The following is a 12,270-nucleotide window of genomic DNA, read 5'->3' as shown; positions in this document are numbered from 1 at the left end:
CGGCGACGGCGCGGGGTCCTAGTCTGGACAGATGCACGACGACGGCCACTCACCTCACGGGGCGGCGCACCCGTCCTGGGGCGCGGTGATCCTGCACGTGGACATGGACGCCTTCTTCCTCTCCGTGGAGCTGCTGGAGCACCCCGACCTGCGGGGGCGCCCGTCGCTGGTCGCGCACCGGGGCGGCCGATCCGTGGTGCTCTCGGCCTCCTATGAGGCGCGGGAGTCAGGGATCCGCTCGGCCATGCCGTTGGCCCACGCTCTGGCCCGGTGCCCCGGTGTGGAGGTGATCGAGCCTGATCACCGGAAGTACACGGCGGCGTCAGCCCGGGTGATGGAGGTCTTCTCCGAGGTCACTCCCTGGGTGGAGCAGCTGAGCATCGACGAGGCCTTCCTCGATGTCAGCGGAGCGAGGCGACGGCTGGGACCACCCGCCCGGATCGGTGCGATGATCCGCGCCGAGGTGCGTCGGCGGACAGGGCTTCCGTGCACGGTCGGTGCCGCACAGACCAAGTCAGTGGCCAAGATCGCCTCCACACGCGGCAAGCCCGATGGGCTGCTGATCGTCCCTCCCGCGCGCACCCAGGAGTTCCTGGACCCGCTGCCGGTCTCCGCCCTGTGGGGGGTCGGACCGGTGTTGGAACGGCGATTGATCGATGCCGGGCTAACGCACGTGGGACAGATCGCCAGACAGGATCCTGCTCGCATGCGACGATGGCTGGGCCGCCAAGGGCCGGCCCTCGTGGAGCTGGCCCGCGGGATCGACCCCCGGCCGGTGACCCCTGACCACGAGACCAAGTCGATCGGGGTGGAACGGACCTTCGAGACGGACGTGACCGAGCCCGATGAGCTGCACCGAGCCCTGCTGGGTCTGGCCGATGAGTGCGCGAGGCGCCTGCGCCGAGCGGGGCTGCGCGCCGGGGGAGTCGCCCTGAAGGTCAAGGCACCGGACCTGAGTGTGCGGACACGCGCAGCCACGCTGTCCGCCACGGCGGACACCGCCGGTCGCCTCGCTGAGGCCGGGCAGCAGGCCCTGGATGAGCTGCTTCGCTCTCGCCGGCATCCCGTGAGGCTGCTGGGCATCCGAGCGGAACGGCTCGCCGCGGACACCGAGCCGTTCCAGGCCAGCCTCCTCGACGATGATGAGGCCGGCGGTGCCGCGGCCTGGAGTGATGCTGAGCGGGTGGCCGATGACATCCGGCGTCGTTTTCCCGGGGCGGCTGTGCGGCCGGCCAGCCTGTTGGGACATGAACTCCCAGAGCGCCCGCGTGATCTGTGACCTCAGCCGCCCCACCCGTCTGGCGGCACCTGCCTCAGGCCCGTATCCTGGAGGTCCGGGTCCACAGAGGAGGCAGCCATGCCATTGTCTGATCGGGAGCAGAAGCTCCTGGAGCAGCTGGAGCAGCAGCTGAGCGCGGATGACCCGCGCTTCGCCAGCAGCATGAGTGAGACGGGACGTGCTGGCTTCTCCACGCGCCACCTCGTCTTCGGTGCCGTCGTGGCCGTGGTCGGTCTCGGCGTCCTGCTCTGGGGTGTCTCCGCTCAGCTGATCTGGCTCGGGCTCATCGGGATGGCCGTCACTGCCACCGGGATCTATGTCGCCACCACTCGTCCCCGCGCTCAGCGGAACCCCGACTCCACGGACGGACCGGCGCGCCAGCCTGCCGGAGCACCGCGGTCCAGCTCCTTCATGGACGGACTGGAGCAGAAATGGGACGAACGGCGTCGGCAGGAGCCCTGACCCCAGGGAGCGGTGACGATTCCGGCGCTGCTCACCACTGGTTGAAACCACTGAACAAGGCCTCGCTTCGGCGGGGCCTTCGTCATGTCTGGATCCTGTCCCGGGACGGCCCTCCTGCGCCTCCACATTCCTCCCTCCACCTCACTCCACCCTCGTCTCCGCCCGCCGAGATGAGGGTGTCTGCGCTGCGACGCACCTGACTCACGGTGGCCCTGATGTCGCGGACAGGTCAAGGTCCCCACCTGCCCTCCACTGTCCTCCACCCCTGCTCTGCCCTGTGATTTCGGGGGAGTGTGGGCACTCCCTCTGCCACGCGTGCCGGCCGTGGTGTTGACGGTGGAGGGAAGTGGGGTAATGTGGAGGACAGCAGAGGACGCTGGTGCAGCGGAGAGGTGCGGGACTCCTCTCAGAGAGTGAAGGCAGGTGGGCCCATGTTCTTGGGCACCTACACGCCGAAGCTCGACGAGAAGGCCCGGCTGATCCTTCCCGCCAAGTTCCGTGACGAACTGGCCGACGGGCTGGTCCTGACACGAGGACAGGAGCGGTGCATCTATGTCTTCAGCGCACGTGAGTTCGAGAGGGTTCACGAGCAGATGAGGTCGGCACCGCTGTCCTCACGCCAGGCACGGGACTACATCCGCGTCTTCCTCTCCGGTGCCTCCGACGAGACGCCGGACAAGCAGGGGCGGATCACCATCCCGGCTCCGCTGCGCAGCTATGCGGGGCTGGACCGAGAGGTGACGGTGATCGGAGCCGGCACACGAGCAGAGATCTGGGACTCAGTGGCCTGGAACTCGTACCTCGAGGAGCAGGAGAACTCGTTCTCCGAGACCGATGAGGATGTCATCCCCGGCATCTTCTGAAATCAAGCCCCTCATAACTGAACAGCACGGACCTTTGAATGAGACCTCCAGCCGCACCGTGGCCGGACCTGACCCGACTTCCCCCGGGCCAGGCACGGACACACCGCGCGGATGGGGATCTGATCCAAGGGTCCTCTGCTTTCCAGGCCCTCACGTCCCTGCCGTCGACCCACCACCCACACTGCCCACACCGCCTCAGGAGCGCGAGATGACGAGCGAACGTCCCACTGCAGACCGCCACGTGCCGGTCATGCTCGAGCGCGTCCTGGACCTGATGGCACCCGGGCTGGAAGCAGCGCGGGCGGCAGGTCGGACACCCGTGGCCCTGGACGGGACGCTCGGCATGGGCGGTCACACGGAGGCGATCCTGCGACGCCACCCGGACACGATCGTGGTCGGGATCGACAGGGACACCCAGGCGCTGCGCCTGGCCACCGAACGACTCAGCTGGGCAGGGGACCGGCTCCGGACCTGGCACGGCACCTATGACGAGGTGTCCGAAGCCCTGGCCGACGCCGGGGTGGAGGGCGTCGACGCAGCCCTCTACGACCTCGGTGTCTCCTCCTATCAACTGGACGAACGTGAACGAGGGTTCGCCTACTCCTACGATGCTCCACTGGACATGCGGATGGACCCCACTGCAGAGCTGACCGCCGAGACCGTGGTCAACACCTATCCCGAAGCCGAACTGCGCCGGATCATCCGCAGCTGGGGCGAGGAGAAGTTCGCAGGACGGATCGCCGCGGCCATCGTCCGGTCCCGGGCAGAGGAGGCGTTCTCGAGCACGGGACGGCTGGTCGAGGTCATCCGTGGTGCGGTCCCGGCTGCCGCCGGCAAGAGCGGCGGGCACCCTGCGAAGCGGACCTTCCAGGCCCTGCGCATCGAGGTCAATGAAGAGCTGGATGTGCTCGAACGGGCGCTTCCGGAGGTGATGTCCCGGCTGAATGTGGGAGGTCGCCTGGTGGTGATGAGCTACCACTCGCTCGAAGATCGCATCACCAAGAGGCAGATGACGGCCTTGGCCATTTCGACGGCGCCCCCCGGTTTTCCGATCGAGCTGGAGGAGCACGCGCCGGTGGTCAAGATGCTCACGCGCGGCGTGGACAAGCCCACACAACACGAAATCGAAGAAAACCCTCGCGCCTCTTCGGCAAAAGTGCGTGCGCTTGAGAAGATCAGAACATCACCAAGGAGCTCAGCATGACCGCACAGCCACATCGCCCTGCCATGCAGCAGCCGAACCTGACCGACGGCAGCGCCGCCCGTCAGCTGACACCGGCTGCTCCTTGGCGACCCGCAGCACCGTCCGAGTCGGGCAGCTCCACGCGTCGTCGCACGCCGCTGTCCGTGGTGCCCGCTCCGCTGCCGAAGACCGGCCGGGGCTTCATCGCCCTGTGCGCCATGATGCTGATCGCAGCTCTGGGCGTGGTGCTGGCGGTGAACATCACCGTCTCCAACCGGCAGTACGATCTGGTGACCCTGCGCGCTGAGCACACGGACCTGACACAGACCAATGAGCGGCTGACCCAGCAGGCCGAACACCTGGCGGCGCCGCAGAATCTGGCGGCCCAGGCCTCGAGCCTGGGCATGGTGATGCCAGGGGACATCGCAGCGATCGATCTGGGCACCGGCGCGGTGACCGGACAGGCCACCGCCGCTGATGCTGAGAACAAGCCCACGGACTTCGTGGCAGCACCCTCGGTGCCGCATGGTCCGAACCAGGCGGGAGCTGAGCCGGACGAGAAGCCCACCGCTCAGGACGAGGCCGCGACGCCGGCTCCTGCTGAACCGGAGTTCGACCCGGCCGAGCTCAACGGCGGCAGCATCCCGGCTCCTCAGCTCCAGACTCCGGGCCGCTGAAGCCTGAGCCGGCAGCGCGGAACCCCCTCCTGACATCCCCTCCAGACCCGGAAGGACGCCCTCTATGGCCCACGCCCCCGTCGCCAGTGACGCGCTGCATCTGAGTGCTCGTCGACTGCGTGTGGGGGTGGCGGTGGCCCTGGTGCTCCTGCTGATCCTGGGCCTGCGCCTGGTGTTCGTGCAGGGCGTGGACGCGGCCGGTCATGCGCAGAAGGCGATGGACGAGCGGCTGCGTTCGATCACTCTGACCCCAGACCGGGGGTCCATCCTGGACCGGGAAGGCCGGGTCCTGGCCTCGTCCGTCCAGCGATACGACCTGGTGGTGGACCAGCGACTGGTGACGGAGGAGTACAAGCGCTGGAACCGCGAGACGAACAGCCAGCAGGTGGTCCGACTGGACGATGACGTGGCCACGCTCGCCCCGATCCTCTCGATGGACCCGGATGAGCTGAAGCAGCGTCTGGTGGGGGAGCGGCCCTACCGCGTGGTGCTGCGAGGAGTCACGCCGGAGGTGAAGAACCGGGCCATGGAGGTGCGCGTCCCCGGACTGCTGGCCGAACCGGTGGCTGAACGGTCCTATCCCAACGGTGCCGTGGCCGGGAACATCCTGGGCTTCATCAGTGATGACGGTCAGCCGCTGGAGGGACTCGAGGTCAGCCAGGACGAGCAGCTGGCTGGTACGCCCGGCACGCGCACCTATGAGATCGGTCGAGATGGCATCCGCATCCCCAACGCCGAGTTCTCTGAGACGCCGGCTGTGGACGGCAAGGACATCCGGCTGACGATCGACCAGGATGTGCAGTGGTTCGCGCAGGAGGCGATCGCCACCAAGGCCGCTCAGTACGATGCGGCCTGGGCGAACGTCGTGGTCCAGGACGTCAAGACCGGCGAGATCCTGGCGATGGCGGACAACCAGACGGTGGACCCGTCCAACCCTCAGGGGACCGACTCCCTCTTCTGGCGTCCGACCTCGTTCACCCAGTCCTATGAGCCCGGCTCCACCGGCAAGGTCGCGACCTTCGCCACGGCCCTGGAGAAGGGCGGTGTGAAGCCCCTGGACGAGTACTCCGTGCCGAACAAGCAGGAGTTCGAGGGACACATCATCAACGATTCCCTGCCGCATGCCACCTACGACATGACCACGGCGGGGATCTTCACCCGTTCCTACAACACCGGCACCGTCCAGGTGGCCAACTCGGTGGACACCGCCACCCGTTTCGACTTCATGGAGAAACTGGGATTCGGCCAGCCGATCGACATCGGGCTGCCCGGAGGCAACCAGGGCATCCTGGCCCCGCCGGATCAGTGGGACGGACGGCAGAAGTACACCACCATGTTCGGGCAGGGGTACACCGTGACCAGCCTGCACACCGCCCAGATGTTCCAGACCGTGGCCAACGGTGGAGTGAAGATGCAGCCGCGACTGATCGACTCCTATATCGACGCCGACGGGATCGAGCACCGCGCCGACTCGGGCGAGGGGACCCGGGTCTACTCCGAGCAGACCTCGCAGGAGATGCTCAAGCTCATGGAGGGCGTGGTCCAGGAGGGCACCGGCGGAGACGCCAGGATTCCGGGCTACCGAGTCGGCGGCAAGACCGGAACCGGCCAGGCCGCAGGAGCGGGTGGCTATGACGGGCACACCACCTCCTTCACCGCAGTGGCACCGCTGGACGATCCCCGGTTCGTGGTCTCCGTGGCGGTGCATCGGCCGCAGGGCTACTGGCGGGACTGGAAGGTCACGGACACCGCAGGACAGGTGATGGGGTACCTGCTGAACAAGTACAACGTGCCCCCAACGGACGCCGTGCCGCAGCACTACGATGTCTTCACCGAGGAACCACAGAAGCGACCGTGGTGACAGCCTCTTGCCCCCACGACGCCCAGGACCACACATGACCACACATCTGAGCCCCGCCGACCAGGATGCCGCGTTCCGACCAAAGCGGACCGCCGCGCTGCCCTGGGACACGCTGCTCCGGGCATTGGAAAGCCAGGGCCAGGGAGCCCTGGTGGCCCGCGGCGGCTCCTCCGGAACCGGCCCGTCGGGGATCTCCATGGACTCGCGCACGGTGCGTGCCGGCGACCTGTACGTGGGCGTTCCGGGCGCGCGCCGTCACGGCGCCGAGTTCGCCGCGCAGGTCGTGGAACAGGGGGCCGTCGGTGTGCTCACCGATGAGGCCGGCGCCGCGTGGTGTGCGGATCTGCCAGAAGGCACCGTCGTGCTGATCGTGCGGGACGTGCGTGACGCCGTCGGGCCTGCCGCCGGAGCGATCTACCGGGGAGTGGAGGACGCAGCGGGGCCTCGGCTGATGGGCCTGACCGGAACCAACGGCAAGACGACCACCAGCTGCTTCCTCACCGCGCTGCTGCGGGAGCTGGGAGAGCGCACCGGGCTGATCGGGACCATCGAGATCCGGGCCGGCGAACGGACCGTCCCCTCCACCCTGACGACTCCTGAAGCCACACAGCTGCACGCCCTGATGGGGCTGATGCGGCAGGAACAGGTGGACACGGCGGTGATGGAGGTCTCCTCGCACGCGGTGAGCTACCGCCGGATCTCCGGCCTGCACTACCGGGTGGCCGGTTTCACCAATCTCAGTCAGGACCATCTGGACCTGCATGGGTCCATGGAGGACTACTTCCAGGCCAAAGCCGGACTCTTCCAGGCCGAGCGCACGGACCGGGCGGTCATCACCCTGGACGGGGGCCCCGAGGCCAGCTGGGGTCGCCGGATGGCGCAGGCGGCCACCTGCGAGGTCTCCACCCTGAGCCTGGGGCCGGTCGCCGAACACGACTCCTCCGACGGCAGTGTGGACCCCGGTGCCGACTGGGCCGTGCAGGAGCTCATGCCCGAGGCGTTGGGCCACCGCTTCACCCTGGTCCACCAGCCCACCGGACGACGCTTCCCCGCCTCGACCGGACTGCCCGGACGGTTCAATGTGGCCAACGCCGCTCTGGCGGCCTGCATGGTCCTGGAGGGGGCGCCCCAGGACTGGGACAGGATCGGCCAGGTGCTGGATGTTCCCGTGGGCCACGGCCCCTTCGCCACCGCCGTGCCCGGCCGGATGGAGGTCGTGGGGCACTCCCCGGCGGCCATCGTGGACTTCGCACACAACCCGGACGGCATGGTCCGTGCCCTGGACTCTGTGCGTGAAGCTCGCCGGGCAGCGGGCAACACCGAGGGACGGACCATCATCGTCTTCGGCGCCACCGGTGACCGCGACGCGACCAAACGCCCCCTGATGGGCCAGATCGCCGCTGAGTGGGCCGACGTCGTGATCGTCACCGATGACGACCCCCATTCGGAGGACCCTGGGGTGATCCGCGCCGATGTGCTGGAGGGCGTGCGGGCGGCTGCCGCGCGGGCCGGACAGGACGGCCGCTCCGTGCAGGTGCACGAGTCCGCGCCGCGCCCGACGGCGATCGAGCTGGCCGTGAGCCTGGCCACGCCCCAGGACACCGTCCTGCTGGCCGGCCGTGGCCACGAGACCTCCCAGGACTTCAACGGGACACGGGTCGAGTTGGATGACCGGGTGGCGCTGCGCGAGGCCCTGCACCGCCATGGACACCCGTTCCTCACCGGTTCCTCATCTGCAGAGCGGTAAAGTCAGTGCGGTCATGATCGAACTCAGCGCAGCCGACATCGCCTCGGCCACCGGCGGAACAGTCACCGCCACCGTCTCCCCGGACACGGTGGTCCACAGTGCGACCACCGATTCACGAGAGATCACCTCCGGGGCCCTGTTCATCGCCAAGCCGGGTGAGCAGGCCGACGGCCATGACTTCATCCCTGCGGCCCGCAGTGCCGGAGCCCGGCTGATCCTGGCCGAGCGGGAGACCACGGACACCTCCGGCACGGTCGATCCTGCCGTGATCGTGGCCGACGTCGTGGTGGCCATGGGGGCTCTGGCCGCTGAGATCGTGCGACGGATCCGTGCGCATTCGCCCACCACGGTCATCGGGATCACCGGCTCTGCCGGAAAGACCACCACCAAGGACCTGCTGGCGGCGCTGCTGAGCACCCAGGGTCCCACCGTGGCGCCCATCGGCTCCTACAACGGGGAGGTCGGCGTACCTCTGACCGTCTTCGGAGCCGATCTGGACACGCGCTATCTCGTGGTGGAGATGGGCGCTGACCACGTGGGCAACATCGAGTACCTGTGCCAGATGGTCCAGCCGGACATCGGCGTGGTCCTGATGGTCGGCACCGCGCACGCCGGAAGCTTCGGGGGAGTGGAGAACATCGCCCGCACCAAGGGCGAGCTGGTGGAGGCGCTGACGTCCACGGGAGTGGCCGTGCTGAACCGGGACGACTCTCGCGTGCGGCTGATGGCCGAACGCACCCAGGCCCCCGTGGCATGGTTCTCCACGGATCCCGGTGCCTTCGCCGGCATCGACCAGGCGCTGCAGGACGGATCAGCCGCCTTCTCCGCCCTGGCCGAGGACCTGACGACCTCCCAGATGGGCGAGCCCGACTTCACCCTGCGCATCGGCCAGGGCACGCACGCCGAGGGTCATCACGTGGTCTCAGGGCTGATCGGCTCTCACCACGCCTCCAACCTGGTGGCGGCCGCAGCGGCAGCCCACGCCGCCGGCATGGACCCGCAGCAGATCGCCGCCACCCTGCACGGTCTGGGCGCGGTGAGCCGTCACCGGATGGAGCGATGCGATCGTCCGGACGGCGTGACCATCATCAACGACGCCTACAACGCCAACCCCGAGTCCATGCGCGCCGCCCTCCAGACGCTGGCCATCCTGGGACGCTCGACCGGACGCCGCACCGTCGCCGTGCTGGGTGAGATGCTGGAGCTGGGCGAGCAACGGATCCGGGAGCACACCCTGATCGGGGAGACCGTGGTCCGGCTGAACATCGACCAGCTGCTGGTGGTCGGAGACGGCGCACGCCCGCTCTTCGTCGGTGCCGTGAACGAAGGCTCGTGGGGTGCGGAGGCCGAGCATGTCTCCACCCTGGATGAGGCCGAGTCCCTGTTGGCCGACCGCCTGCAGCCCGGTGACATCGTGCTGGTGAAGTCCTCGAACGGGGTGGGGCTGAGGTGGCTGGGCGATCGTCTGGCGGCTGCCGGCCACGCCGCGTCCACTCCGGCCCCGGGCCCCGCAGCGTCCGACCACCAAGACCCCTCGGGGATGCAGAAGGAGCAGGTTCGATGATCGGAGTGCTGATCGGCAGCCTGCTCGGGCTGCTCATCACAGTGGCGGGCACGCCCCTGTTCATCAAGGTCCTGGTCAAGCGAGGCTACGGCCAGTTCGTGCGCGACGACGGTCCCACCACGCACAAGACCAAACGTGGCACCCCCACCATGGGCGGGGCGGTCATCGTCTTCGCGCTGATTGTGGCGTACTTCCTGACGCACTGGATCCTGAGCCTGATGGGACTGGACAACGCCGGCCCCACGGCCTCGGGCATGATCCTGCTCTTCCTCACTGCGGGCATGGGCCTGGTGGGCTTCATCGACGACTTCACCAAGATCTCCAAGCAGCAGTCCCTGGGCCTGACCGCCTGGGCGAAGATCGTGCTGCAGGGCGTGGTGGGCATCTCCTTCGCCGTCCTGGCGTTGAACTTCCCCAACGAGAGGGGCCTGACGCCGGCCTCCACGGCGATCTCCGTGGTCCGGGACACCAGTCTCGACCTGGCGTTCGCTGGACCGCTGCTCGGTGCCATCCTGTTCGTGGTCTGGTCCAACCTGATCACCACGGCCACCACCAATGCCGTCAACCTCACCGACGGTCTGGACGGCCTGGCCACCGGTGCCACCGCCATGGTGACCGGTGCGTACGTGCTGATGACCATCTTCCAGGCCAACCAGTCCTGCCGGGTGCTGCCTGGCACGGAGGGGTGCTACGAGGTGCGCGATCCCATGGACCTGGCCATGCTCGCCGCGATCCTCACCGGTGCGCTGGCCGGCTTCCTGTGGTGGAACACCTCCCCGGCGAAGATCTTCATGGGAGACACCGGGTCCCTGGCCCTCGGCGGCGCCCTGGCGGGCCTGGCGATCCTCTCCCGGACCGAGCTGCTCCTGGTCATCCTGGCCGGACTGATGGTCGTCATCGCGGCCTCGGTGATCATCCAGGTGGGCTTCTTCAAGCTCTCCGGCGGCAGGCGGGTGTTCCTGATGGCGCCGCTGCAGCACCACTTCGAGCTCAAGGGGTGGGCGGAGGTCACCGTCGTCGTGCGGTTCTGGCTGATCGGCCTGCTGTGCGTGAGCGTCGGCGTCGCCCTGTTCTACGGCGAGTGGGTGCTGGGCCGATGACCACGTCCACACCGATCGACGCACGTCTGGCCACCCTGACCACCTGGGATGCCGACTGGTCCGGCCTGCGGGTCGTGGTCACCGGCATCGGCGTCTCCGGTTTCGCCATCGCCGACACCCTGGCCGAGCTCGGGGCCGAGATCGTGGTGGTGGACGGCGCGGACACCGAGCAGAACCGGGCCAAGGCGGACACGCTGCGGATCGTGGGGGTGCGCGAGGTGCGGCTGGGTGGCCAGCACGTCCAGTCACTTCCCGACGTCGGCGGCGCACCTGCCGAGCTGGTGGTCACCTCCCAGGGATGGAGACCGGACCAGCCGCTGCTGGTCGCCGCCGGGCAGGCGGGAATCCCGGTGTGGGGCGAGGTCGAGCTGGCCTGGCGGGTGCGTGAACGGTCCGGACGCAGGACCGCGGACTGGCTGTGCATCACAGGCACCAACGGCAAGACGACCACCGTGGGGATGGTCGAGTCCATGCTGCTGGCCGCCGGTCAGCGGGCGATCGCCTGCGGCAATGTGGGCATGCCCCTGTTGGACGCCATCCGCGACCCGGAGGGCTTCGACACCCTGGCGATCGAGCTGGCCAGCTTCCAGCTGCACTGGACCCATCACATGGAGCCGGCGGCCTCCGTCGTGCTGAACGTGGCCGAGGATCATGTGGACTGGCACGGGTCGTTCGAGGCGTACTGGGCGGACAAGGCCAAGATCTACGAGAACACCCGTCTGGCGTGCATCTTCAATGAGCAGCAGGAGCTGACCATGCGGATGGTCGAGCAGGCCGATGTCCAGGAGGGATGCCGAGCGGTCTCCTTCTCCACCCAGACTCCGGGGCTGTCCTCCCTGGGTGTCGTGGATGACCTGCTGGTGGATCGTGCCTTCCTGGACGAACGGCGCCATCAGGCCCTGGAACTGGGATCCCTGCAGGACCTGGGACCGATCGCCCCGCAGCATCTGGTGGCCAATGCCCTGGCCGCCGCCGCGCTGGTGCGGGCCATCGGCGTCTCACCGGAAGCTGTGCGGGACGGTCTGCGCGCGTACCGTCCAGGCGACCACCGCATCCAGCTGGTGGCCCGGGCCGAGGACGTGATGTGGATCAACGACTCCAAGGCGACCAACCCCCATGCCGCCGATGCCTCGCTGTCCTCGTTCAAGGACGTGATCTGGATCGCCGGAGGGCTGCCCAAGGGCGTCACCTATGACGAGCTGGTGCAGTCCCATCGGGACCGGCTGCGCGCGGTGGTGCTGATCGGCGCCGACTCCAGCGAGCTCGCAGGAGCGTTGCGGCGACACGCGCCGGACCTCCCGGTCCTCGGCCCGGGCGTGGGCGAGACTGGTAGCGGCCTCACGGACGGGCACCAGGCCATGGAGCTGGCCGTCCGCGCGGCCGACTCCGTGGCTCGATCCGGAGACGTGGTGCTGATGGCGCCGGCTGCCGCGTCCATGGACCAGTTCACGTCCTATGCCGATCGCGGCACTGCCTTCATCCACGCCGTCGCCCGCCTCATGGACTCCAAGGGGCTGGGCAGCTAAGGAGCCCG

Annotated in this window: 10 protein-coding genes; all 10 read left to right on the top strand. The window is 68.4% G+C overall.

The annotated features are described in order from the left end of the window. The first annotated feature begins 31 nt into the window (after positions 1-31). The 10 genes from dinB to murD all read left to right on the top strand — a co-directional run bounded on the left by dinB (position 32) and on the right by murD (position 12,262). Positions 32-1,279 (top strand): DNA polymerase IV, encoded by a 1,248-nt coding sequence (gene dinB, locus ACEXHE_RS04030; RefSeq protein ID WP_374784778.1) that lies wholly within the window; start codon positions 32-34, stop codon positions 1,277-1,279. A gap of 78 nt (positions 1,280-1,357) precedes the next feature. Then, positions 1,358-1,741, top strand: a complete 384-nt coding sequence (locus ACEXHE_RS04025; RefSeq protein ID WP_374784777.1) for a DUF3040 domain-containing protein — start codon at positions 1,358-1,360, stop codon at positions 1,739-1,741. 431 nt (positions 1,742-2,172) lie between these two features. Then, the gene (gene mraZ / locus ACEXHE_RS04020) at positions 2,173-2,604 is read left to right on the top strand and encodes a division/cell wall cluster transcriptional repressor MraZ (RefSeq protein WP_260061792.1); all 432 of its coding nucleotides are present in this window, start codon (positions 2,173-2,175) and stop codon (positions 2,602-2,604) included. Positions 2,605-2,812: 208 nt separating this feature from the next. Then, a complete protein-coding gene (gene rsmH / locus ACEXHE_RS04015; protein WP_374784776.1) occupies positions 2,813-3,808 on the top strand; it encodes a 16S rRNA (cytosine(1402)-N(4))-methyltransferase RsmH in 996 nt (331 codons plus the stop codon). Then, the gene (locus ACEXHE_RS04010; protein ID WP_143109438.1) at positions 3,805-4,464 is read left to right on the top strand and encodes a septum formation initiator family protein; all 660 of its coding nucleotides are present in this window, start codon (positions 3,805-3,807) and stop codon (positions 4,462-4,464) included. The genes rsmH and ACEXHE_RS04010 overlap by 4 nt, the downstream gene beginning before the upstream one ends. 64 nt (positions 4,465-4,528) lie before the next feature. Then, positions 4,529-6,325 carry a peptidoglycan D,D-transpeptidase FtsI family protein gene (locus tag ACEXHE_RS04005; protein WP_374784775.1) on the top strand — a complete coding sequence of 599 codons (1,797 nt, stop codon included), beginning with the start codon at positions 4,529-4,531 and terminating at the stop codon, positions 6,323-6,325. Between the two features lie 34 nt (positions 6,326-6,359). Next, complete coding sequence (locus tag ACEXHE_RS04000; protein WP_374784774.1) at positions 6,360-8,072, top strand: Mur ligase family protein; 1,713 nt, start codon at positions 6,360-6,362, stop codon at positions 8,070-8,072. A gap of 13 nt (positions 8,073-8,085) precedes the next feature. Beyond that, positions 8,086-9,636 (top strand): UDP-N-acetylmuramoyl-tripeptide--D-alanyl-D-alanine ligase, encoded by a 1,551-nt coding sequence (gene murF, locus ACEXHE_RS03995; protein WP_374784773.1) that lies wholly within the window; start codon positions 8,086-8,088, stop codon positions 9,634-9,636. Continuing rightward, positions 9,633-10,736 carry a phospho-N-acetylmuramoyl-pentapeptide-transferase gene (gene mraY, locus ACEXHE_RS03990; protein WP_260061797.1) on the top strand — a complete coding sequence of 368 codons (1,104 nt, stop codon included), beginning with the start codon at positions 9,633-9,635 and terminating at the stop codon, positions 10,734-10,736. Before murF ends, mraY begins: the two co-directional genes overlap by 4 nt. Further along, positions 10,733-12,262 (top strand): UDP-N-acetylmuramoyl-L-alanine--D-glutamate ligase, encoded by a 1,530-nt coding sequence (gene murD, locus ACEXHE_RS03985; protein WP_374784772.1) that lies wholly within the window; start codon positions 10,733-10,735, stop codon positions 12,260-12,262. Before mraY ends, murD begins: the two co-directional genes overlap by 4 nt. The last annotated feature ends 8 nt before the right edge of the window (positions 12,263-12,270 follow it).

Source organism: Micrococcus sp. IITD107 (assembly GCF_041927415.1).
Taxonomy (GTDB): Bacteria; Actinomycetota; Actinomycetes; order Actinomycetales; family Micrococcaceae; genus Citricoccus; species Citricoccus terreus.
The sequence above is the reverse complement of the archived record's forward strand: the minus strand, read 5'-3'. Positions and strand labels throughout refer to the sequence as shown.

What these genes read in the sequence shown, in the direction of transcription:
- ACEXHE_RS04010 (WP_143109438.1), top strand. Translation starts at nt 3,805, where the DNA reads ATGACCGCACAGCCACATCGCCCTGCCATGCAGCAGCCGAACCTGACC.
- dinB (WP_374784778.1), top strand. Translation starts at nt 32, where the DNA reads ATGCACGACGACGGCCACTCACCTCACGGGGCGGCGCACCCGTCCTGG.
- ACEXHE_RS04025 (WP_374784777.1), top strand. Translation starts at nt 1,358, where the DNA reads ATGCCATTGTCTGATCGGGAGCAGAAGCTCCTGGAGCAGCTGGAGCAG.
- ACEXHE_RS04000 (WP_374784774.1), top strand. Translation starts at nt 6,360, where the DNA reads ATGACCACACATCTGAGCCCCGCCGACCAGGATGCCGCGTTCCGACCA.
- mraZ (WP_260061792.1), top strand. Translation starts at nt 2,173, where the DNA reads ATGTTCTTGGGCACCTACACGCCGAAGCTCGACGAGAAGGCCCGGCTG.
- murF (WP_374784773.1), top strand. Translation starts at nt 8,086, where the DNA reads ATGATCGAACTCAGCGCAGCCGACATCGCCTCGGCCACCGGCGGAACA.
- mraY (WP_260061797.1), top strand. Translation starts at nt 9,633, where the DNA reads ATGATCGGAGTGCTGATCGGCAGCCTGCTCGGGCTGCTCATCACAGTG.
- murD (WP_374784772.1), top strand. Translation starts at nt 10,733, where the DNA reads ATGACCACGTCCACACCGATCGACGCACGTCTGGCCACCCTGACCACC.
- rsmH (WP_374784776.1), top strand. Translation starts at nt 2,813, where the DNA reads ATGACGAGCGAACGTCCCACTGCAGACCGCCACGTGCCGGTCATGCTC.
- ACEXHE_RS04005 (WP_374784775.1), top strand. Translation starts at nt 4,529, where the DNA reads ATGGCCCACGCCCCCGTCGCCAGTGACGCGCTGCATCTGAGTGCTCGT.